This is a genomic window from Saccharopolyspora sp. NPDC047091, from assembly GCF_040643635.1.
Lineage (GTDB): Bacteria > Actinomycetota > Actinomycetes > Mycobacteriales > Pseudonocardiaceae > Saccharopolyspora_C.
On sequence record NZ_JBEYUS010000009.1, the window covers coordinates 17076 to 39982 of the forward strand.

Annotated in this window: 19 protein-coding genes; 6 read left to right on the plus strand and 13 right to left on the minus strand. The window is 70.5% G+C overall.

Annotated features, from left to right (window positions below):
* Positions 1-47: 47 nt before the first annotated feature.
* From ABZ805_RS06840 to ABZ805_RS06850, 3 genes are all read left to right on the plus strand, one after another.
* Positions 48-311, plus strand: a complete 264-nt coding sequence (locus ABZ805_RS06840; protein WP_358435470.1) for a PLD nuclease N-terminal domain-containing protein — start codon at positions 48-50, stop codon at positions 309-311.
* A gap of 119 nt (positions 312-430) precedes the next feature.
* On the plus strand, positions 431-697 hold the full coding sequence (locus tag ABZ805_RS06845) for a PLD nuclease N-terminal domain-containing protein (protein WP_358435473.1): 267 nt from the start codon (positions 431-433) through the stop codon (positions 695-697).
* Positions 698-904: 207 nt separating this feature from the next.
* Entirely contained in the window at positions 905-1123 is a 219-nt protein-coding gene (locus tag ABZ805_RS06850; RefSeq protein ID WP_358435476.1) for a PLDc N-terminal domain-containing protein, read from the plus strand.
* A 175-nt stretch (positions 1124-1298) separates the two neighbouring features.
* On the opposite strand, the gene ABZ805_RS06855 is transcribed toward ABZ805_RS06850, so the two are convergent.
* From ABZ805_RS06855 to ABZ805_RS06870, 4 genes are read right to left on the minus strand one after another with little or no spacing between them, the layout of a single operon-like run.
* The gene (locus ABZ805_RS06855; RefSeq protein ID WP_358435478.1) at positions 1299-1967 is read right to left on the minus strand and encodes an N-acetylmannosamine-6-phosphate 2-epimerase; all 669 of its coding nucleotides are present in this window, start codon (positions 1965-1967) and stop codon (positions 1299-1301) included.
* Positions 1964-2854 (minus strand): ROK family protein, encoded by an 891-nt coding sequence (locus ABZ805_RS06860; protein WP_358435480.1) that lies wholly within the window; start codon positions 2852-2854, stop codon positions 1964-1966. The genes ABZ805_RS06855 and ABZ805_RS06860 overlap by 4 nt, the downstream gene beginning before the upstream one ends.
* Positions 2855-2859: 5 nt before the next feature.
* The gene (locus ABZ805_RS06865) at positions 2860-3789 is read right to left on the minus strand and encodes a dihydrodipicolinate synthase family protein (RefSeq protein WP_358435482.1); all 930 of its coding nucleotides are present in this window, start codon (positions 3787-3789) and stop codon (positions 2860-2862) included.
* 46 nt (positions 3790-3835) lie between these two features.
* Positions 3836-5305, minus strand: a complete 1470-nt coding sequence (locus ABZ805_RS06870; RefSeq protein ID WP_358435485.1) for an MFS transporter — start codon at positions 5303-5305, stop codon at positions 3836-3838.
* Between the two features lie 206 nt (positions 5306-5511).
* Here ABZ805_RS06870 and ABZ805_RS06875 point away from each other — a divergent pair, with 206 nt between their 5' ends.
* Positions 5512-6210 (plus strand): FadR/GntR family transcriptional regulator, encoded by a 699-nt coding sequence (locus ABZ805_RS06875; protein WP_358435489.1) that lies wholly within the window; start codon positions 5512-5514, stop codon positions 6208-6210.
* 199 nt (positions 6211-6409) lie between these two features.
* Here ABZ805_RS06875 and ABZ805_RS06880 read toward each other — a convergent pair whose 3' ends face one another.
* Complete coding sequence (locus ABZ805_RS06880; RefSeq protein WP_358435492.1) at positions 6410-7570, minus strand: NAD-dependent formate dehydrogenase; 1161 nt, start codon at positions 7568-7570, stop codon at positions 6410-6412.
* A gap of 333 nt (positions 7571-7903) precedes the next feature.
* Entirely contained in the window at positions 7904-8488 is a 585-nt protein-coding gene (locus ABZ805_RS06885) for a DUF4232 domain-containing protein (RefSeq protein WP_358435495.1), read from the minus strand.
* 300 nt (positions 8489-8788) lie between these two features.
* On the opposite strand from ABZ805_RS06885, the gene ABZ805_RS06890 reads away from it, so the two are divergent.
* Entirely contained in the window at positions 8789-10720 is a 1932-nt protein-coding gene (locus ABZ805_RS06890) for a peptidoglycan recognition family protein (RefSeq protein WP_358435497.1), read from the plus strand.
* A gap of 428 nt (positions 10721-11148) precedes the next feature.
* Here ABZ805_RS06890 and ABZ805_RS06895 read toward each other — a convergent pair whose 3' ends face one another.
* The gene (locus ABZ805_RS06895; protein ID WP_358435500.1) at positions 11149-14028 is read right to left on the minus strand and encodes a tetratricopeptide repeat protein; all 2880 of its coding nucleotides are present in this window, start codon (positions 14026-14028) and stop codon (positions 11149-11151) included.
* 389 nt (positions 14029-14417) lie between these two features.
* On the opposite strand from ABZ805_RS06895, the gene ABZ805_RS06900 reads away from it, so the two are divergent.
* Positions 14418-15629: a hypothetical protein gene (locus ABZ805_RS06900; protein ID WP_358435501.1), complete on the plus strand. Its 1212-nt coding sequence runs from the start codon at positions 14418-14420 to the stop codon at positions 15627-15629.
* A gap of 491 nt (positions 15630-16120) precedes the next feature.
* Here the strand turns inward: ABZ805_RS06900 and ABZ805_RS06905 are convergent, their stop codons facing one another.
* From ABZ805_RS06905 to ABZ805_RS06930, 6 genes are all read right to left on the minus strand, one after another.
* Entirely contained in the window at positions 16121-18259 is a 2139-nt protein-coding gene (locus ABZ805_RS06905; RefSeq protein ID WP_358435503.1) for a tetratricopeptide repeat protein, read from the minus strand.
* Between the two features lie 267 nt (positions 18260-18526).
* Complete coding sequence (locus ABZ805_RS06910) at positions 18527-18898, minus strand: hypothetical protein (RefSeq protein ID WP_358435506.1); 372 nt, start codon at positions 18896-18898, stop codon at positions 18527-18529.
* Between the two features lie 55 nt (positions 18899-18953).
* Positions 18954-19211: a DUF3040 domain-containing protein gene (locus ABZ805_RS06915; RefSeq protein WP_358435508.1), complete on the minus strand. Its 258-nt coding sequence runs from the start codon at positions 19209-19211 to the stop codon at positions 18954-18956.
* Between the two features lie 458 nt (positions 19212-19669).
* Entirely contained in the window at positions 19670-20767 is a 1098-nt protein-coding gene (locus ABZ805_RS06920; RefSeq protein ID WP_358435511.1) for a hypothetical protein, read from the minus strand.
* 158 nt (positions 20768-20925) lie between these two features.
* Positions 20926-21264 carry a hypothetical protein gene (locus ABZ805_RS06925; protein ID WP_358435513.1) on the minus strand — a complete coding sequence of 113 codons (339 nt, stop codon included), beginning with the start codon at positions 21262-21264 and terminating at the stop codon, positions 20926-20928.
* Between the two features lie 429 nt (positions 21265-21693).
* A complete protein-coding gene (locus ABZ805_RS06930; RefSeq protein WP_358435516.1) occupies positions 21694-22899 on the minus strand; it encodes a cytochrome P450 in 1206 nt (401 codons plus the stop codon).
* Positions 22900-22907: the final 8 nt, after the last annotated feature.

Sequence of the window (22907 nt, forward strand, 5' to 3'; positions counted from 1 at the left end):
GCGGGCCGGTGGGGACGCCGCCGGACACCGCGAGGGAGGGAGCCCCGATGAACGACCTGCCGCACTTCGACCTGGTCGCAGCGTTCTCGATGCTGGTCCTGATCGGCTACGCGATCCTCATGACCACCGTGGTGGCGAGCATCGCGACCTCCCGGACCGGCTTCGGGCTGCGGCTGGTGTGGCTGGTCGTGGTGTGCGGCGCACCGTTCCTGGGCAGCGCGCTGTGGTTCGTCGTCGGCAGGCCGGGCGCGCGGCGCGAGGGCGGGCGGCCGCCGTCGAACCGTTCGGCCGCCGCGGAGGTGCGGGCGTAGGCCTTTCGGCCAAGCCGGCTCCGACCGATCTTCCGACGTGCGAAGAAGCCGGAAACTGCGAAAGTGGTTCACGTCGGCGGCGGACGCCACCGGCCACTTCCTCAGAACGGAGCACTTCGATGATGTCCCTGGTCGCACAGCAGTCGATGGCAGCGGCGAACGGCACCGAGCAGATCTTCGGCTTCGCCATGGCAGGCGGGATGCTGCTGGTGGCCGCGGCGTTCGTGTTCCTGTTCATCGCCGCGCTGATCAGCATCCTCGGCTCCGGGCTCAGCGGGGGCATGAAGCTGGTGTGGATCGTGCTCGCCTTCATCGCGCCCTTCCTGGGCAGCCTGCTGTGGTTCGTCGTCGGCCGCTCCGACGCCCGCAGGCGCTACGCCCACTGACGCCCCGCACGTCCCCCGGCACCGACCGGCCGACAAGCCGCCCGGCGGAGAGGCGGATCGCCCGAAGGACGGGCGGACCGCCGCCCGGCCACCGGGCATCGACTTCCGGACACGCACCGAGGCCGATCGGCTGACGACCAGGCCCCGCCCCGGCTGCGACGGTGATCACCGACGACGGTGGACCCACCGGGAACGGAGCCGAGAACCATGTCCCACCTGCTCGACCACCTGGGCGTGCCCGCGCTGTGGCAGGGCGCGCTCCTGCTGACCGCGCTGTGCTTCCTGTTCGCGCTCGCCGACATCCTCGTGCAGCCGGAACTCGACGGCGGCCGCAAGCTGCTGTGGGGTCTGCTGGCCCTGGCGCTGCCCTTCGTCGGGCCGGTGCTCTGGTACCGCCTCGGCCCCCGCACCCTCCGCGAGGCGTGATCGCCGCTCGGTCCCCGGTGCGCGGGCGTTGCGGAACCTCGCCGGGTTCCTCGCTGCGGGATCGTCGTGACCGGCGGCTCCGCCGCTGGAGACGACGCCGCGAGAACCCGCTGCGGTGCCGGTCGATCAGGCGGTCAGCGGCCGGGCGAGCGAGCGGGACCGCTGCGCCGCGAAGTCACCCGGGCAGGGCGGCCGCGAACCAGCCGGTGATCGTGGTGGGGTGCGTGATGGCGGTGCCGACGACCACCGCGTGCGCGCCGCGGGCGATCGCCGCGGCGGCCTGCTGCGGCGTGTGGATGCGGCCTTCGGCGATGACCGGGACCGGCAGCGTCGCGACCAGCTCCTCGACCAGGTCCAGGTCGGGTCCGGTCGGTTTCGGACCCGTGCCGGTGTAGCCGGACAGCGTGCTGCCGACGACGTCCGCGCCCAGCTCCGCCGCCCGCACTCCTTCATCCACAGTGGACACGTCGGCCATCGCGAGCCGCCCGGCCGCGTGGATCGCGGCGATCGTCTCCGCCAGCGGCCGCCCGTCCGGGCGCACCCGGTCCGTGCCGTCGAAGGCGACCACGTCCGCGCCCGTCCCGGCCACCGCCACCGCGTGGTCCGCGGTCGGGGTGATGTACACGCCGGTCGCGCCGTCCTTCCACAGCCCGATCAGCGGCACGTCCACCGATTCGCGGATCGAGCGCAGGTCGTCCAGGCCCTGCGCCCGGATGCCCGCCGCCCCGCCGTGCAGCGCGGCCAGCGCCATCCGCCGCATCGAATCCGGGTCGCGCAGCGGCTCCCCGGGGTACGCCTGGCAGGACACGATCAGCCGTCCCCGCAACCGTTCCAGCACGTTCACCGCAGTTCCTCCCACGCCATCCGGGCGGCGCCGAGCACCGCCGCGTCGCCTCCGAGCTCGCCCGGCAGCACCGGGATCCCGCGCACCGCGGGCAGCACCTCCGCCGTCACCGCGTTGCGCAGCGGCCGCCACCAGGACGGACCGCACGCGGCGACGCCACCGCCGATGAGCACCAGTGCCGGGTCGACCGCGTTCACCAGGCCGCCCAAGGCCTGCCCGAGCGCGGTCGCGCCGTCGGCCAGCACCGCCGCGGCGAGCGCGTCCCCGGTCTCGGCGAGCGCCGCGACCTCCGGCAGGGTCGTCGCCGCCCCGCCGCGCGCCCGGTACGCGGCGAGCAGCGCGGGCCCGCTGCCGACGCCCTCCACGTGGCCGGTGCCGCCGCACGGGCACGGTCGTCCCGCCGCCGCGGGCACCGGCAGGTGCCCGAGGTGCCCGGCCACCGCGTGCGCGCCGCGGTGCGGGCGCCCGTCGACCACCAGCGAACCGCCGATGCCGGTGCCGACCGCGGCGAACAGCACGTGCCGCCGGCCCGCGGCCGCGCCCGTCCACAGCTCGCCGAGCGCGTGCGCGTGCACGTCGTTGTCCACGACGACCGGAACTCCCAGCCGTGCGGCCACTTCCGCGCGCAGCTCGGTGCCCGCCCAGCCGCTGATCGAGTCCGTCGCCGAGCGCACCACGCCCGACTCGCGGTCGACGACCCCGGCGCTGCCCACCCCGGCGGCCGCGAACCCGCCGCCGAGCCGGGACACCGCCGCCGCGACCGCGTCGAGCACCGCCGCCGGGCCGTCCGCCGCAGGCGTCGGCACCGCGGCCCGGGACTCGATGGTGCCGTCCGCGGCGACCAGGCCCGCGACGATGCCGGTGCCGCCGATGTCGACGCCCACCACGCAGGTCACAGCAGGCCCGCCGCGTCCAGCCGCAGCCGCACGCCGGCCACCTCGTCCTCGGTCAGCGGCAGCTGCGGCGGCGCCGTCACCGGGTGGTCGATGACGCCGCGCAGGTGCAGCGCCGCCTTGAACGCGCCCAGCGCGGCGGAGCTCGCCCCGATCCGCGCCGGATCGCCCACCGAGGTCAGCGCGAACAGCCGGAACAGCCGTTCCTGCTCGGCCTGCGCCGCGTCCCAGTCGCCCGCGGCGCAGGCGCGGTGCAGCCGCACGTAGCCGTCCGGGTCCACGTTGCCCAGTCCCGGCACCACGCCGTCCGCGCCCATCCGCAGGTTGGTGTCCACCGTCAGCTCCGAGCCGGTGAACACCCGGAACGACTCCAGGCCGCGATCCGCGCGCTCCACGAGCAGCCCGCGCAGTCCCGCGTCGTCCCCGCTGGAGTCCTTCACCCCGGCCAGCACGCCGTCCGCCGCGAGCTCCAGCAGCGTCGCCGCGCTCAGCTTCGAGTGCACCGACACCGGGATGTCGTAGGCCAGCAGCGGGAGCGCGGTGTCCTCGGCGAGCAGCCGGAAGTGGTAGGCGATCTCCGCCGGGTGGGTGCGGGTGTAGAACGGCGCGGTCGCCACCACCGCGTCGCACCCGGCGCGTTCCGCGGCGCGCACGTGCTCGCGCACCCGCGCGGTGGTGGTGTCGATGACCCCGGCCAGCACCGGGACGCGCCCGGAGACGACGGCCGCGGTGGTGCGCAGCACCTGCTCGCGCTGCGCGTCGGTCAGGTACGCCATCTCGCCGGTGGAGCCGAGCGCGAAGATGCCGTCCACCCCGGCCGCCAGCAGGTGCTCCAGGAGCCGTTCCAGCGAACCGGTGTCCACCTCCAGGTCGGGGGTGAGCGGGGTGCACACCGGCGGGACGACGCCGCCGCGGATGCGGGAATCCATGTCTCTCCTTCGATTTCTCGGTTCGGGACGCGGGCCGAGCCCCGGTTCAGGACGCGGCGCGGAGTTCGCTGCCGTCGACCGCGTCCGTGGTCCACACCGCGTCCGGGCGCAGCCACCGCTGCATCCGGGACGGGGCGTCGACGGCGATGAGGATCAGCACCACGAAGGTCAGGCCGAACGACAGCACGGCCAGCGCGGTCCCCAGGCTGAGGCTGCCGCCGAGCGCGGCCCCGAGCGCCGGGGCGACCGCGCCGCCGAGCGAGCCGACGTTGTAGCTGAACCCGAGCGCGGCGGCCCGGTGCCGCACGTCGAAGTAGCCGCCGATCCACTTCGGCAGCAGTCCGGCGATGCCCTGGCCGAACACCTGCTGCACGAACAGCAGCGCACCCAGCGCGAGCAGGCTGCTGCCGCCGACCGCGAACACCGGGAAGATCACGACCTGCGAAACGAGCAGGCTGATCCAGTAGGCCCGCCGGGTGCCCAGCCGGTCCCCGGTGAACCCGGCGACGCAGCAGCCGACCGCGGCGCCGAGTCCGGCGAAGAACAGCACGTTCCCGGTGTCGGTGGCGCTGTAGCCGAGGTCGGTCTTCAGGTACGTCGGCAGCAGCGACTGGATCGGCCACGAGTACAGGAACGCGGTGAACACGATGACCAGCACGGTGATGCCGGTCGGCCAGCGCGGCCCGGTGAACTGCACCATGTAGGACGCGAACACGGCGGCGGTGAGCAGGCCCAGCACCGCGATCAGCCAGCCCGATCCGACGGCCTGCGTGAAGATCGCGATGAGCGCGCCGAGCGCCACGACCCCGCTCACCGCGTTGAGCACCGCGCGGCGCCCGGTGAACAGGATGCCGATGACCGACGGGGTCGCGTCCTGCCGCGCGGCGGCCTGCGACCAGTCCCGGGATTCGGGGATGCTGCGGCGCAGCCAGACGGCCAGCAGGATCGGCAGCAGCCCGATCCAGAACAGGGCGCGCCAGCCGAAGTTCGGCACGATGAGGCTGTAGGCCTGCGCGGCGACGACGGTGCCGATGGAGTAGCCGGAGATGAGGAATCCGCTGGCCTTGTTCCGCATCGACGTCGGCCAGGACTCGATGACGTAGGTGGAGCTGGCCCCGTACTCGCCCGCCATGCCGAGGCCGACGACGAGCCGGGCGGCGAACAGCACGCCGAAGGTGGGGGCGAGCCCGCAGATCAGCGTGCCGACGGAGAACAGCACGATGCTGGCGATCATCGCGGACTTGCGGCCGAACCGGTCGGCGAGCGCGCCGAGGGTGAGCCCGCCGATCCACCGCGAGATGAACGCGGCCGACACGAGCGTGGCCGCTTGCACGGTGGTGAGCCCGAATTCCGCCTTCACCTCGGTGAGCACCAGCGTGATCAGCACGAAGTCGAAGCCGTCCAGCAGGTAGCCGATCCAGGCGGCCGCGAACGCCTTCCACTGCGCGCGGTCCAGCTGCCGGTACCAGGGCGCGGGCGCGCTGGGCGGATCTGCGGTGGGGGTGGCGCGGCGCATGGGTCACCTCGGTTCACGAGCGCTCGTCGTCGGGCCCGGTCCGCGCGGGGGTAGCGGCGTCGGCAGGGTCGGCTGCGAGCTCCGGACGTGCCGCACCTCGCTGTGCGGACGTAGGACGTCAGACGTTGGACGTCTTGGTCGATCGGACTGTAGAGTGCGACCCACGGCGTGTAAACCCCGCGACACCAGTGCGAGGCGGAGAACCGATGACAGACGTGGCGATCGGCGCGGCCCGCCGCCCGGCGCTGGATCCGCTGCCCGAGCGGGTGCTGGAGCTGATCCACGAGCGCGGGCTGGGCCCCGGTGATCCGATGCCGACCGAGCTGGAGCTGATCGAACTGCTCGGGGTGTCGCGGAACAGCGTGCGGGAGGCGGTGCGCTCGCTGCGCGCCCTCGGCATCGTCGACGTCCGGCACGGGCACGGCACCGTCGTGGGGGAGGCCTCGCTGCACGTGCTGTCGCCGTCGCTGGCGTTCCGCGCCGTCGCGGGCGGGGACGGCCTGGCGGGGCTGCGCAACCTCATCGAGGTGCGGGAGCTGATCGAGGTCGGCGTCGCCGGCCGCCTCGCGGGGACGCTCGACGAGTCCACTTTGGACAGGTTGGACGCGCTGTGCACCGCGATGGGCGAGACCGAGCTCGACCCGGAGACCGACCGCGAGTTCCACCGGCTGCTGTACGCGCGGGTGGACAACCCGCTGATCGGGCAGCTCGTCGACGTGTTCTGGGACGCCTACCGCACCGCGCACGACGCGCTCAGCGCGCCCGGACCCGCCGAGCGGGCCGAGACGGTGCGGCTGCACGCCGCGATCGTCGACGCGCTGCGCGCCGGGGACTCCGCCGCCGCGCGCGCGGCGATGACCGCCCACTTCGCCGAGATCAACCACCGCCTCGGCTTCGACGCCTGACCGGCCTGCGGCCCGGCTGACCGCCCCCACCCACCCGACCACCCGGCTCGGGCGCCCCACCCGCTCCCGAACTCCCGCAGGTGAGTGACCCGTTCGCCCAGCCGTGCCGGGCGGGTGGGCCACTCACCTGGTGGGGTTTTGCAGGTGGGTGGCCCGTTCGGTCAGCCACGCTGGGCGGGTGGGCCACTCACCTGGTGGGTCAGCCGCTGGTGGAGTAGGCGTGGGCTCCGGCTCCGGCGAGCTTCCCGCCGTCGACGATCAGGTACTCGTCCCGCAGCGGCCGCTCCGCCAGCCAGGACTCCAGGATCTCCCGGGTGCCCGCCGCGTAGCGGGCCTGCGCGCTGAGCGTGGAACCCGAGGTGTGCGGCGTCATCCCCTGGTGCGGCATCGTCCGCCACGGGTGGTCGGCGGGCGCGGGCTGCGGGTACCAGACGTCCCCCGCGTACCCGGCGAGCCGCCCGCTCTCCAGCGCCCGCACGATCGCGTCCCGGTCGGTGATCCGGGCCCGCGCCGTGTTGATCAGGAAGGTGCCGCGCTTCATCGTGGACAGCAGCTCGTCGCCGAACAGCCCCTCGGTCTCCGGGTGCAGCGGCGCGTTGATCGTGACCACGTCGCAGTGCGGCACCATGTCCGCGGCGCTCGGGTGGAACGTCAGGTTCAGCTCCCGCTCCACCTCCTCCGGCAGCCGGTGCCGGTCGGTGTAGTGCAGGCGCACGTCGAACGGCGCGAGCCTGCGCAGCACCGCCAGCCCGATGCGGCCGGCCGCGACGGTGCCGACGTGCATGCCCTCCAGGTCGTAGGCGCGGGACACCGCGTCGGCGATGTTCCAGCCGCCGTCCCGCACGATCCGGTGCGACGGCAGGTAGTTCCGCACCTGCGACAGGATCATCATCACCACGTGCTCGGCGACGCTGATGCTGTTGCTGAACGTCACCTCCGCGACCGTGATGCCGTGCGCGACCGCCGCGTCCAGGTCCACGTGGTCGGAGCCGATGCCCGCGGTCACCGCCAGCTTCAGCTTCGGCGCCCGCGCGATGCGCTCCGCGGTCAGGTAGGCGGGCCAGAACGGCTGCGAGATCACCACGTCCGCGTCGGGCAGCTCCCGGTCGAACTCCGAGTCCGGGCCCTCCTTGTCGGAGGTGACGACCAGGGTGTGGCCCTGCGCTTCGAGGAACTCCCGCAGGCCCAGTTCACCGGAGACGCTGCCCAGCAGCGCACCCGGCGTGAAGTCGACCTCCTCCGGTGTCGGCAGCGCCTGCCCGTTCGGGTACCGCTCCAGCTCCGGGAGTCCGTCCCGGGGGAACGACTCCGGGTAGCCGTCCACCGGGTCCGGGTACAACACGCAGAGAATCTTGGCCATCGGACGAGCTCCGCTTCCTCGAGGGGTGCGTACCCCTCGACCGTCCACCCGCGCCGCGCTGATCGTCCACGCGATCGCGCTTATCGCCGGATAACCGGCGCCTATCCCGGCAGGTGAGCGCGCCGGCGCCGGAACCGGCGCCCGCGAAGATCGTGCTTCCGGGTGACGGGGGAGCGGACCGCCGCGAGACGCGCGGAACCCCCGCCGCACCGCGACGGGGGTTCCGCACCGCGATCCCGCCCGGCGCCGTTCTCGGGCGACGCCGATCGCTCCGCGCGAGGCGGATCGGGCTGCGGAATTCGCGGGAACCGCTCCGGGGAGCACCGGATCGGATCAGAAGGTGACGCCCTGCGCCGACGGCTGCAGCGTGCCGACCTGCATCGACTCGATGGGGAACTCGAGGTATTCGGCCTCGCCGCTCTCGATGTTCACGTTCACGTCACCGGAGGTGTCGGAGAAGCTCGCCCGGAAACCGGTGGCGGCCCGCACCTCGTTCTTGTCGCCGAGCTCGAAGTGCACGCCCGCGAACGCGGTGCGGCCCGGCTCCAGCGAGATCTCGGTGCGACCGCCCGGAATCTCGACGTTCTCGGTCGGCACGCCCTCGATCGGCGAACCGCTCATGTCCTGCGGCGTCAGCTCCACCCAGCCCGAGACCGGGCAGGTCTGGTCCGATTCGTTCGTGACGGCCAGCAGGTTCACGCCGGGGCGCCCGGGCTGCGGGATCAGGTCGACCTTGTAGTCCGCCGCGGAGCAGGGGGAAGCGGAGATGTCCTCAGTGGACCCGCCGCCCTGCTGCACGGCCGCGTTCGACGCCCCGGACGGCGCGGCGCCGGTGGCCTGGCCGCAGCCGACGAGCAGCAGCGCCCCGCTGAACAGCGCGGCGGCGGCACCGATCTTGCGGGTCTTGGTGAGCGACATGGTGTTTCCCCCTTCTCGGATTTCGCACGGTCGCCGTGCGCTTCTCATGCCGTAGGACGTGCGGTCCGGGGCGAGGTTGCCGAGGTCGTGCGGAAAACTCGTTCGTGCGGGTATCCCCGCTCGCCCTTTCGGCTCAGCTCCGCCCGCCGCGGTGGTCGTTAAGATTCACCCACTCGTGCGAGGAAGCGACATTCCGCCGCGCGGCACCGGGCATCGACGTCCGCTGCGCCGCCGCGCAGCTCCCCACGCGCGAGCCGCCGGATCGCCGCGCGCGATCGCCAGAGACACGGGTAGGTCCACATGAGAACGTCCTTCAAGGGAGGTGCGGCGCGGGCTGGTCGCCTGCCCCGCGCGTTCGCGGTGCTGACGGGGGTGACGGGCCTGCTGGCGAGCGCAGCGGCCCCCGCCTTCGCAGCGACCCCGGAACGCCCCGACACCGTCCAGCAGCGCGCCTACGAGTCCGCCGCCGCCGAGTTCGGCGTGCCGGAACAGCTGCTGATGGCGGTGTCCTTCCAGCTCACCAGGTGGGAGGACCACCACGGCGAGCAGAGCAAGGCCGGCGGGTACGGCCCGATGCACCTCGTCGAGATCGACGCGGAGCAGCTCCGCGAGCAGCACCCCAAGCTCGTCCGCTACGCCGACGAGCCGTCCCTGCACACCCTCACCGAAGCCGCCGAGCTCACGGACACCGATCCGGAGCAGCTGAAGTCGGACGTCGTGCAGAACATCCGGGCCGGTGCCGCGCTGCTCGCGCACCGCGCCGAGGAGCTCGACGGCGACGCGCCCGCGGAGATCGACGACTGGTACCCGGCGGTGGCCGAGTTCAGCGGTGATCCGCAGGCCGACGGCGCGCAGTCCTTCGCCGACGACGTCTACGACGTGCTCGGCCAGGGCCGCGCCCGCACCACGTCCAGCGGCCAGCGCCTCGCGTTCGCGAAGGTCGCCGAGCCGGAACCGGACCGCGACCTCTCCGCGGCCCGGCTCAAGGCCGCCCCCGCGGCGGACGAGGACCAGCCGAAGGCGGAATGCCCGGAGGAGCTGGACTGCCGCTACCTGCCTGCGGCCTACCAGCCCACCGACCCGGAGAACCCCGCAGGCGGGTACGGCAACTACGACACCGCGAACCGCCCGGAGGACGTGAAGATCGACTCGATCGTCCTGCACGACACCGAGGTGTCGTACCAGTCGACGATCGCCGCGTTCCAGAACCCGACGCACGGCGCCGCCTCGCACTACGTGATCCGCTCCTCCGACGGGCAGATCACGCAGATGGTGCCCACGAAGGACATGCCGTGGCACGCGGGCAGCTGGGACCGCAACATCCGCTCCATCGGCATCGAGCACGAGGGCTGGGCCGCGGAGGGCGGCACCTGGTACACGGAACCGATGTACCGCGCCTCGGCGAAGCTCGTCCGGTACCTCGCGGACGAGTACGACATCCCGCTGGACCGCGCGCACGTCCTCGGCCACGACGAGGTCACCGCGGAGAAGCCCGCCAAGGCCGGGCAGGAGCACTACGACCCGGGCCCGTTCTGGGACTGGGCGCACTACATGAACCTGATGGACGCGCCGCTGGACGACGACGAGGGCGGTGACGACGTCGTCACCATCTTCCCGCGGTTCGACACCAACCGTCCCGAGGTCGTCAGCTGCCCGCCGGACGAGGAGTGCGAGGTGCTGCCCGAGCAGCCCGCGAACTTCCTGTACCTGCGCACCGAACCGCGCGCCGACGCGCCGCTGCTGAGCAACCCGGCGCTGCACCCGGATGGCGAAGCGGGCACCACCCGCATCGAGGACTGGAGCGCCAAGGCCACCGTCGGCAGGCAGTACGCCGTCGCGGAACGCCGCGGCGACTGGCTCGCCATCTGGTTCGACGGCGAGAAGGCCTGGCTGAAGGACCCGGACGGCACCAACACCGCGCCGGCCGACGACGCCGAGCTCGCCACCCCCGCCCGGGACGGCATCCCCACCTACGGGCGGGCGCTGCCCGCGCCGGGCGACTACCCGGAGGGCATCGAGGCGCAGGAGCTCGAACCGCTGCCGTACGAGATCCCGGCCGGTCAGGTGTACGTGACGGGGGAGGAGACCAAGGCGGTCGACTACCACGTCACCTACGACGAGCTCGACGATCCGACGAACCACACCGTGATCAACGGTTCCGAGACCTACGTCCCGGTCTCGTACAACCACCGCTGGGTCTACGTGAAGAAATCCGACCTCGACCGGGTCTGACGCGCGGCGGGCGGAGCAACCGAGGATCTTCCAGGTCGCTTCGCCCGTCCGTGTGTCACCGGTTCAGGTCTAGTCGAAAGTTGATTTCGCCGCTCGTCCGGATTGCTGCCACCAGCCCCGCCCAGCTCGCAACCCGGTGTTCATTGAGGTCGATGCGGCTGCGTGCCACAAACGCGGATTGACCGGGCAATGCAATGTGGTGCAAGGAGGCAGCACGATTCACCCTTTCAGTGAGTCGTTGGGTTTGTCACACGTCAGTGTAAACAAGCACCGATTAGGCGATCACTGTCGGCGATGAAGCCGTCGTTGGGTGTGCGTGGTATAAGGCTGCGCGCCCGCAGTAATGTGAATATCTGACTGGAAATTTCCATGAAGGTCGACCTGTGGGCCGAGCTCGCGCAGCGCTGACGGGGTTTTTCCGGACCGCGTCAGTTCTGGATTCGCGGCGTGGTGGCTCCGCGCAACAGCGAGGCGCGCTCCCGTCCTTCGGCTGCCCCGGCCGCGTTCCGCAAGGCGTCCAGCGACAAGGGGAGGACGTCCAGGAGGGCCGCTTCCTCCTTGATCGCCCCGACTTCCCAGCAGTTCCGAATTCCCTTGCGTGCGTATTCGCTCGCCTGCTGGTGTAAGCCGAGTTTCTGGTGTGCGGCGGCGAGGATTCGGCAGGAGTTGGCCGCGCTCTTCAGGTCGTGCACTGCGGAGTTCTTGGTCTTCGCCCGTGCTGCGTAGTCGATGGCCTTGTGCGGTTCGGCCCGGTCCAGGGCGAGCTCACCCAGGGCGTTCAACGCTCGTCCCGATCCTTGTATGTTGCCCAGCTGATCCTGCCGGTCCAGTGCTCGTTGGAACAGCTCGGCCGCCTCGTCGTCGCGGCCTTGTGCGCGGCGTACGTATCCGACGTAGAGCAGGGTGTCGGGTGTGCAGCGTTCCAGCTCGTGGCGGCGTGCGATCGTCAAGCTCCGCTCAAAGAGTTCTTCTGCCGAGGCGAGATCCCCGAGCTTGAAACGCGCGAAAGCCAGGTTGTGCATTGATATCGCTGTATTCTCGTGATTGCCGAGTCGCTCAGATGTTTCGACCGTAGTTCGCAGGTAGGGCTCAGCTCTTTCTGGCCGATCCATGGCGTTGAAAAGAACACCTATGCTGTGCTCGGTGTCCGTGACGGATTCTTCGGATCCTGTGAGATGAGTGGATTCCAGAACCCAGGTCAAACACTTTAATGCTTCCTGGTGTCTGCCAAGTCGCTGCAGTGGCTCATTCGCTATGTTCGCAAGGAAGTAGCTGTGCTTGTGATGGCCGTGCTGGTGCGCGTAGTGGACCGCCGAAGTTATGTAGGAATGGTAATTCATATACCATCGAAGCGCTTGTTCTCCGTCGGAGAACTCAATCGGTGAGCAATCTTCTGGTGGTGAATCTAGCGGCATGGAATCACGGAAGGGGAACAAGACCTTCGCGGCATTTGAAACCGATTCCACGTAATGCCAGAGCATTCGTTCTCTTGCTTGCGCGAGTTCTGTCTCGCTGAACTCTTCGAGGGCTCGCTCCGCGGCGAATATGTGCACGAGGTTGAGCATCTGGAAATGTCCGTTGTGCTGGGATATCAGATGCAGGTCCTGGAGTCTCTCCAGCTGGTTTATCGCGGTCTCTCGCGGAAGGCCTAGTAGTGCGGCCGAGAGATCGACGGTGAACCGCGGGTGCGGGTGCAGGCCGAGTAATCGCAGCATGGCTCGGGCATCCTCCGGCAATGCTAGGTAGGACATCGTGAAGAGTGCTTTGATGCTGCCGCCGCCCGAGGAGTGTGCAGAGTCGAAGTTCAGCAGCCGCCGCTCCTCGTGCAGGAAGGATGCGATCTCCGACAAGACCACTCTGGGGCGTGATACGGCGTAGTGGCCGATCATGTTGAAGAAAAGGGGCATGCCATCGCACAGCTCTACCAACTCATCGAACGCGTCCGGGTCGCGCGAGCACCGGGTTCCGATCGTTTCGTACAGGAAGCGAGCGACCTCTGCGTCGGCGACGGGCTCGAGCTCGATCTCGGTCGCTCCGTGGGACAAGGTCAACTTCGTGAGCTGGCTGCGACTGGTTATCAAGATCAATGCGTCTGGTGCGACTTCCAGGACACGTCGGACCTGCTCCGCGTCGCGAACGTTGTCCAGTATCAACAAGGTCCTTTTGTCCTGCAGCACGCTCGAGAGCCGTGTGACGCGGTCCTTTGCATCCGGGATGAGATCTGCTCGGTGCCCGAATGCGCTGAGCAGCAAACGGGTCAGTTCGTCACCGTCCAGTGGAGCTTCGTTCGAGAACCCCTGGAGGTCGAAGAACACGGCACCCTCGGGGAACGCTTCCAGGCGGCGGTCGGCCCAGTGCTGGGCCAACGCAGTCTTCCCGCTCCCTGCGGCGCCGGTGAGCACGACGACGCCCGCGGTCCGTCCGCAGTCGGTCAAATCGTCGAGGTCGCGGAGCAGTCGTTCCCGGTCGGTCAGGTGCTTCCGATGGTGCGGTAGCCGTCGAGGCGGTGGCGGTGTCACGGGTTGCTCGACGTTGTCGTGGGCTGGTGCGCGTTGCGCTGGGATGAACTTGGCGAACAGTCGGTCGATGCGGCGTTTCAGCTCGTCGGCTTCTTCGCCGCGCCCCAGTTCTCTCAGCCTGCGGCGAAGTTTCAGCTGGTCGTCGGAGGCGCCCTCTTCGTCGCCGAGGACGATCTTGGCTTCAGCTCGTCGTTCGGCCAACCCCAGGTCCAACGGATGCTCCTGCGCAAGCGAGTCGAGGAGGGTCAACGCAGACCAAGGTTCACCTATCCGGATTTGGCTCTCGGATAGGGCCAGAGCGGCTGGCAGTATTACTCGGTCGCGCACCGCTGTGCGGAACGCGACCGCAGGCGCAGTACGCAGGTCGGCCAGTGGCTCCTCCTGGAGCAGTTCGAGGGCCTCGCTCAGTATTGTGCACGCTTGTTCGAATCTTCGCTCCCGTGCGTGCTTACGGCCCTGGTCGACCATCTGTTTGGCATAGTGCAGATCGATTCGATCTTTGTCGACATCGATTCGATATCCTGACGATGCTCGATAGATACGAGGCGTCGGGGATAGGTGGGCGATCGCTGAGCGGGCCTTGGAAATCGGACCTTGGATGATCTTCAGGTTGTCGGAATGCGCAGCTTCTTCCCCCCATACCCATTGGATGATCAAGTTGATCGGGATAGCCGTGTTCGGGCGGGTCAGCAGCACGCCGAGGACGTGTCTAGTCTTCTTGTGAGCCCATTGATCAGGCCAGTCGTCGCCACTGCGAACCGCGACGTTTCCGCAGATCGTGAAGTCCACTAGCTTCACCCCCCGCCGGTCCCGCGCTGCTACTCAGACGCCAGCCCGTGTGAACGGATGGTATCGACTTCGGGCGTCCTGATCGCCGTGTTCTTGCGGAGTTCGGAGAAGACTGTCAGTTGGCTGTCAGTACGCCAGAAGTGAGCTGCAAGCGAGCTTCTGGCGAGCTTGCTGCCAGAGTGGCTTGAGGAAATTCGGATCTAACCGGAGATCGAGAAAAGCTCCGCTGTGATCGATTCCGGCGCGATGACCTGCGCGGGAGCGCGAACCGAGTGGTCGGCTGCAAGTGACCTGCATGGCGTGCCGTCGACCGTGGAGACCGCACATCGGAATCCGTTCCAGCAGGGCCGCTCCGGTCCGGCGGATACCCGTTGTTCGGGAGGTGTTCGGTGACCACCACATGGGTGCGCGGTCCGATCGGCCGCGGAGCGGACCGGAGGATCACCAAGGTTCACGAGCGGACCGTTCTGGTGCTGGTACCGCACATGGCCGCCGGGACCAGGCTGCTGGACTTCCTGCCGCTGATCGAGCGCGACGATCGGGTGCAGGTGGTGTTCACGATTCCGGAGACCTGGGAGACCTGGTACGGCATCGAGGAGTTCACCCGGGGCCAGGGCGGCCTGGTGTTGCCCTGGCAGCAGGTGCTGCACCACCACTTCGATCTCGCGCTCGCCGCCAGCCGCAGTTCGGTGGACGAGGTCCAGGCACCGGTGCTGTGGGCACCGCACGGCGCGGGCGGAGTGCGGCCCCGGTTGTGCTCACCGGGGGCGGGAGCCGATGCGGTTCCACTGCACGCGCTGGACCGGCAGGCGTTGATGCGGGACGGGCGGATCACCGTCGCAGCGTTGGCGTTGACCCACGACCAGGAGCACGAGGTGTTGCGGCGGACGTGTCCGGAAGCGTGGGATCGCGCCCACGTCGTCGGGGACCTGTGCTTCGACCGGATGGTGGCCAGCAGGCCGCGCCGCGACGCCTACCGACGAGCGTTGGGCGTGGCGGAGCAGCAAGAACTCGTGGTGGTCAGCTCCACGTGGTGGACCGACTCCGTGTTCGGCGGGCCGTCCCGGCTGTACCGCAGGTTGCTGGAGGAACTGCCCGCGAACCGATACCGGGTCGCTGCAGTGCTGCACCCCAATGCGTGGGCGGTGCACGGCCGAAGGCAGATCCGCTCTTGGCTGGCGGACAGCGTGGAGAGCGGGCTGCTGCTGCTCCCTCCCGAAGAGGGGTGGCGTGCCGCCATGGTGGCGGCCGACATCCTGATCGGGGACCACGGATCGACCACGCGGTACGGCGCCGCGCTGGGCTTGCCCACGCTCCTCGCGGCATTCCCCGACGAGGGGATCAGGCCCGGCGGAGATGCGGACCTGCTCGCCCAGCGGTGCCGCAGGCTCGAACTCGGCGGTGATCTGCGCGCGCAGCTGGCCGAAGCGGCGGAGCGGTGGGATCGGACGGTCGCCGATGCGTTGTCCGCGATGCTGACGGCGCGGCCCGGTCGGTCGGCCGAACTGCTGCGCACGCTCATGTACGGGCTCTTGGACCTGGCGCCTCCCGAGCACGAGGCCGCGATCGAGCCGCTTCCCGCGCCCGTTCCGATCACGTGACCCGCCTCAGTCCGAACTACAGGGGAAGAGGAACGCCGTGCTGGAAGCGGAGAACGCGCAGACGCACCTGCGGATCGTGGTGGACGGGGAGGCGCACCGGGTGGCGGTGCGGGCGGAGGAGATCGCCGTGGGCTGTGCGGACGTGCGGCTGTGCTGGCGGGCACCGGCGGGGACTGCGCGGTCGTTGATCGCCAGCCTCGATCGGGCCCCGGCCCGGTTGTCCGAGTGCGCCGACGTGCTCCGCTGCACGAGTCCCGGCCCGCAGCCGGCACCCGGGTACGTCGAGGAGATGTTCGGAGCGCACCCGGGGTGCGTGCTGCTCCTGGTCTCCGCAGGCGGCGTGCTCACCGGGTGCGTGCGGGACGGATCGCGGGTCGTGCTGGCCGATGTGGATGAGCCCGACTGGTTGTTGCGGGCGGCACTGGGGTATTGCTGGCTCGTGCGCGGACTCGGCGTGAAGGCGCTCGGCGCTGCGCTGGCGGTCGGCGGGCTCAGTGCGCTCGGCCGCGGAGTGCCGCCTCCCGCGCGAGGACCGACTGGAGGCGCGGGTGTTCCACCAGGGCGTACAGCTCTGCTGCTTCTCGGAGCAGGGCAAGGGCGTCCATCGGTGAGCGCAGCAGCTCCGCGCAGTCGGCCAGCTCGACGAGGACCTCGGCCCGATAGCTCGGCGACGCCGAATCCTCCAACAGCGACAGCGCTTCCCGCAGCTCGCCCCGAGCCGTGGTCAGATCCTCCTGCAGGCGGTGCACGCGACCGAGCTCCGTGAGCACCCGTGCGAGGCCGTACCGGTCGTCGATCTCGCGGAGCAGTGATGCGGACCGCTGCAGGTGAGCGATGGCGTCGGCAGGACGCCCCGCGTCCACGAGCGCTCCGCCCAAGAAGCGGGATTGGATCGCGATCGACCGCGTTCTCCCGGTCTTGGTGGCCAAGTGGAGTGCCCGTTCGAAGTGCGATACGGCGAGTTCGGTGTCCCCGAGCTCACGGGCGGCCTTGCCCAGCTGCTCCAACGACGTGGACATCCCCGCGACGTCGTCCGCGGTTTCGGCCGTCGCCAGCGCTACCGCGCAGACCTCGTTGACGAGGTCGAACCGCCGCTGGTCCAGGTAGGCGAAGCCGAGCTGGCAGCGGAGCCTGACCTGCACCCGGCGAAGTCCGAGCCGGTCCGCAGCCGCGATCCCCCTGCGGTGCGTCCCGATCCATTCCGCGTAGTGCTTCCGGTGCAGGAAGAAGCTCCACAGCGCCTCGCACAGCTGCCACACGTGGTCGTCCCAGCCCCGGGCATCGGCCGCGTCGAACACGGCGATGATGTGCGCGCGTTCGTGCTCGCACCAGGACAGGGCCTCTTCTGCCGAGCCGAAGCGGTTCCGCTCGCCGCGGTCGGCGAAACCGGGGCCGAGACGCGGGCGGAAGGGGTTCACCGCCGAATCGGCTTCGACGAGTGCGACCAGGTACCACTCGACCACCCGGCGCACCGCGTGCTCGCCGAACCCCGGCCGTTCCTGGATATCGCAGGCGTGCGCGCGCAACAGGTCGTGGTACCCGTACTCGTCCGGTTCCGGTTCGTGCACCAAGTGTGCGTCGAGCAGTTCTTCCAGCGCGGATTCCACCACGTCCTCGTCGAGGTCCAGCGCATGTGCGAGCAGCGGGATCGACATCTCGGAGACGGGGAGCCGGGCAGCTCGGCGGTAGAGCTCGGCGGCCGGTGACGACAGATCTGCGTAGGCAGCGTCGAAGACGGCTCCCATCGAGGTCTCCTCGTCGAGCGCGAGCAGCGCGAACCGGCGGTTGGCGTCTCGGAGTTGCTCCACCGCCCGCCGCAGTGGCCACCGCGGTCGGACGCCGAGCCGGGCCCCGACCACGACCAGCGCGAGTGGGAAACCACTGCACAACCGAGCGAGGTCGGCGGCATCGTCCGGTTCGTTCCGGATGCGCTCCGGGCCGAGCGTCTCCGCGAGCAGCCGTACCGATTCGACCTCCCGCAACGGGTCCAGATCGAGGAACCGCGCGCCGTCCAAGGCCAGCGACGTCAGCCGGGTGCGGCTCGTGACCAGCACGGTGCTCGAGCCGGAGCTGGGGACGAGCGGGCGGACCTGGGCGGCGGAGAATGCGTTGTCCAGCAGGATTCCCAGCGCTCGCTCCGCCGTGATCGACCGGTAGAGCGCGGTGCGCTCGTCCAGCTCCACCGGGATCCGATCGGAAGGGACGCCGAGGGATCGGAGGAAGCGCCCCAGCACCTCGCTCGCGGGCAGTGCACGCGCGGGGTCGGCGCCACCCAGGTCGACGTACAGCTGACCATCCGGAAACCGGCCGTCGTCGCGTTGCAGCCACCACGAACCCAATGCGGTTTTGCCCACTCCGCCCGAGCCGGTCACCGCCGCGATCAGGTTGTGGTCTGTCCGTTCACGCGACCAGCGGTCGAGGATGTCGAATTCCTTCATCCGATTGACGAAGTGGGAGGGGGAGCGGGGCAGCTGGCGCGGAATCCAATGGGGGAGCGGGGCGGTGGCGGAGCCGAAGTGGATGTCACCGATCTCGCCCGCCTGCAGGCTCACCCCGTCGACCGACCCGGACATCGTGTTCTCGGGGCCGTCGGACTGCCGGGATCCGGTGAATCCGCCCTGTTCGGACACGTGCCACCCCCGCTGGCCGCGTACGCGGCCTTCACCTCGGAATTTACCGATGACTCCGCCGCGGTGGCCAGCTTATTCGCGAAATCGAGGGTGATGCGATCGGCGGTATGCAGTGGGATTCGATGTGGGAATGGCGAGTTGTGGTGATCTATTGCGAAGGCAACGCCGCGCGTGGACGTGATTCTCGGGGGGACAGTCCTGGTCCGGGAGGGCACGTTCCTCCCGGACGTCCACGTCGGGCGAGTCACCGCCTGCGGTTCCTGCCGATCAAGCCTGGAAGGAGAGGTTCCGGGCGTAGGTGACGCGGTTGCCGAGGTCGGCCACGGCGAACGGCGAGTTCACCGGGATGTGCACCTGGTGCGCCAGCCCGGGCCCGTGCACGACCACCTGCACCCAGCCTTCGGTGCGGTCCTCCTTCGCGAGCAGGAACAGCAGGCCGAGCAGGCAGAAGAGCGCGAACACGATCGCGCAGACGATCGCCCAGGTCGGGATGCCCCGCGTCGTGCGGCTCAGGTCGGTGAACGACCACGTGGTGCCCCCGATCGGGAAGCGCCCGGCCGGGGTGATCACTTCGTGCTGGGTGCAGGCGATGTCGCCGATGGTGACCAGGATCGGCGGCTGCGCGGGGTAGGGGTGCACGGGAGGTGATCGTACGTCGCCGCCCGGTGCGGTTCAGGCGAATGCGATCACCCGCTCAATCGGACCAGACGTGCCAGCTGCGGGTGGTGAGCAGGAGCGCGGACAGCGTGGTGCACAGGGCGAAACCGGCGGCATCGTTGATCAGCAGGCAGGTCGCGGCGAGCAGCCCGGTCCCCGCGCCCAGCACCAGCCGCGCTCTGCCCGGGCCTGCCGGGTGCAGGTCGGCTTGGGAGAAGGTGGCGGCGAGCTCGGGGTCGTCGGCGGTGAGCCGGTTCTCGATCTCGGTGAGCCTGCGTTGCTCGTGTCGGTGCATCGGCTCCTCCTCCCGGCTCGATGCGGGCGTGTGCCCGAGCGTGCCCGGACGCGGGCGCGCGGGTGAGAGGACAACGGCCCGCGTCGCCGGGACGAAAGGCCTGAGCGGGCCGCGGTGAACCGCGCCGTGCGCGCCAGGACCGGACCGAGCGCGACGGATTCCCTGCGCACCGAGACCGGCCGAGTGCGATGACCGTCCTGGGCGCGGCGTCCGACCCGAGTACGGCGGCCGACTCGAGTGCGGTGGCTGATCTGGGCGCGACGTCCGCCCCGAGCGCGACGTCCGACTCGGGTGCGGCGGCCGTCCCGAGCGCGACGTCCGACTCGGGTGCGGCGGCCGTCCCGAGCGCGACGTCCGACTCGGGTGCGGCGGCCATCCCGAGCGCGACGTCCGACCCGAGAACGACTCCGGCACCGCGGCGCGGCCGTCCGAATCGGGCCGGACGGCCGCGCTCGCGATCAGCCCTGCCGGATCGAGATGAACGGCTTGTGCATCCCGGGGTAGCGCCCGAAACCGCCCGCGGTCAGCAGCCGCCCGTCGGCCAGTTCGGCGCCGGCCGCGGGCACTCCGGTCGGCGGCCCCAGTTCTTCGGTCCACCGCGCGCCGTCCCAGTGCAACAGGCGCTCGCCCAGCGACCACAGCTCACCGCCGGTGCGGACCAGGTCGCCGCGGCCGCCGGTGTCCTGCGGCGACTCGACCCTGCTCCACGCGGTGCCGTCCCAGTGCAGCAGCAGCGATTCGGCGACCAGCGCACCGCCGGAGGCGTCGTTGATGTCGCCGGTCGCCCACACGTCGTCGGCGGCGAGCGCCTGCACCTGGGTGAGCGCCACCGACTCGTACTCGTCGAGCGGCACCTCCGGCACCGGGACCTCCGTCCACGCGGTGCCGTCCCAGTGCATCGCGAGGCCCTGCCCCCGGAAGCCGCTGCCGTTGCCGACGGCCCACAGGTCGTCGGGTGCGGTGCCGCCGATGTCGCTGAACGCCCAGTTGCCGTCCCGTTGCGGCACCGGCACGTCCTGCCAGGCCGCGCCGTCCCAGCGCTGCACCACGCCGCGCCCGGTCCCGGCGGAATCGTCGAAGGCGTGCCCGGCGATCCACACGTCCCGCGGCCCGAACGCGGCGACGCTGCGCGTGCCGATGCGGTCGGCGACGGGGGCGTAGGGCACCTCGGTCCAGGTGTGGCCGTCCCAGTGCACCGAGGCCCCGAAGCCGTACTTCGGGTGCACGCCGACCGCCCACACGTCGTCGGCGGCGACGACCGCGGCGTCCTCGATCCGGCCGACCTGCGGCACCGGAACCTCCCGCCAGCCCTGCTGATCGCGCAGGTAGGCGAGGCTGTTCTGCGCCGGGATCGCCCCGTTCGAGCCGCCGAACGCCCAGGTGGTGCCGTCGCCGTCCGCGGCGGCGGTGAGCTCCGCGAAGGTGTCCCGCGGCGGCAGCGGCTCGTCCACCCAGGTCGCCGCGAACGCCTGCGGCGCCGTCCCCACCAGCAGCGCGACCGCGGCCGCGCCGATCCACGCCGCGCGGCGCGCGGCGGATTCCCCAGTAGTCCTCATGCGTGGACCACGCCGGTACGGTCCGCGGGGTTGCCCAGGCCGGGCGATCAGGTGAATGGCCCATCGGACCAGTGCTGTTGGTCGAGTGGGCCATTCACCTGGTGCGTGCGGGCGGGCTCACCCGTGGCGCGGTCGGGAAGGCCCGCGTGGTCGCGCCGTCAGTCCACCTGCTCGCAGTCCTCGGCGACGGGCTGTTCGAAGCCGTCCGAGAACACCGCGGTGAGCTCCGCGCACACCTGCCCGGCGCCGGTCCGGTCGTGCACTTCGGTGTGCGGATTCAGCCGAGTGGGTCCGCGGTGCTCCCAGCCCGGCCCGGTCAGGGTGATGTACCCGGAGTAGATCTTTCCGTCGGCGAACACGTCGTACCCGGCGGAATTCCCGACGACGGTGAGCTCCACCGCGTATCCGGAGTCGTCCGCGGAATCGGCGACGGCGTTTCCAAGGGGCAGCGCGGAGAAGGCGAGCGCGGCCAGTGCGATGGCGGTGGTGCGGCGCATGGAATTCCTCTTCCGGTGGTGGTGCGGCGCTCGCCGGGGATCGGCACCGGCGAGCGCGGGTGTGCCGCACCGCCGCGCCGGTGTGCGGAACACCGCAGGTGATCAGGGCTGTCGGCCGCCGGTGTGCCGACTCCGGCGGGAAGCAGTGCGCGGATCAGCGCACGCGCGGGGCCGCGGAACTCGTGCTGCCGAAATCGCCTTCCGCGGACGTCGGCACGCGATTCCCCCTTCGTGTCGAACCATCGGACGTGCGGTTCCGAAATTCGATTCATCCCGGTCCGCCGATCCGAATTCCCCAGTCATTTCGGCGCGATCGATGTTAGCAGCGACGTGCTTGTCCGATCAGGTGATGTGCATTCATCACCTGATCGGCCGTCCCGGGAACGGATCACGGCCGGGAGCCCGCGACTCCGGGCTCCCGGCCGCGGTTCAGCCGAGCACCACCGGCAGCGCCCGGAAGCCGTTCATGATCAGCCCGCGGCTGCGGCGCAGTTCGCTCCCGCCGACGGCGAGCCGGGCGTCCGGGAAGCGGCGGGTGATCTCCTGGAACGCCACCTCGCCCTCCAGCCGCGCGAGCGGCGCGCCGAGGCAGTGGTGCAGCCCGTGGCCGAACGCGAGGTGCCCGGACCGAGGCCGCTCCAGGTCCAGCTCGTCGGCCCGCTCGAACTGCTCGCCGTCCCGGTTCGCCGAGGACAGGTTGATCATGACGAGCTCGCCCGCCGGGATGGTCACGTCCTCGATCGTCACGTCCTCGGTGGTGAACCGGTAGGTGGCCATCCGCAGCGGACCGTCGTAGCGCAGCACCTCCTCCACCGCGCCGGGCAGCAGTTCGGGCCGCTCGCGCAGCTCCGCCCACTTCGCCGGTTCGGCCAGCAGCCAGCGCAGCCCGTTGCCGACCAGGTTCACCGTCGTCTCGTGCCCGGCCACGATCAGCAGGAACGCGGTGGCGAGCAGTTCCTCCTCGGTGAGCCGGTCCTCCTCGGCGGAGGCGGTGGTCAGCGCCGAGAGCAGATCCGCGCCGGGTTCGGCGCGCTTCGCCGCGACCAGCTCGCGGAAGAACGCCGCCATCTCGCGGGACGCGTCCAGGCTCTCCCCCCGTTCCGCCGGGGTCAGCAGCGCGGCGGTCCAGTCGCGGAACCGGGAGCGATCGCCCTCCGGGATGCCCATCAGCTCGCAGATCACCGTGATCGGCAGCGGGAACGCGAAGTGCTCGATCAGGTCGACCGGCTCGTCCCGCGGCAGCGCGTCGAGCAGCCCGGTGACCAGCTCCACCACCCGCGGCCGCAGCGCCGCGATGCGGCGGACGGTGAAGTCCCGCGCCAGCAGCTTGCGCAGCCGGGTGTGGTCGGGCGGGTCGGAGTTGAGCATGTGCTTGGAGAACAGCCCGGACAGCTGATCGCCGAGCTCCGGGTTCCGCTTGCTGCGGATGACGTCGTTGAGGCGGTCCGAATCCTTGGCCAGCCGTGGATCGTTGAGCGCGGCGCGGGCGTCGGCGAATCGGCCGATCACCCAGATAGGGAGCCCGTCCCCGGGGATCGCGCGGTGCACGGGTGCCTGCTCGCGCAGGGCGCGCTCCACCTCGTCGGCCCGGTCCCAGTAGTCCTCGTCGAACAACGCGGTTCTGATGTCGGTCACCCGAACGA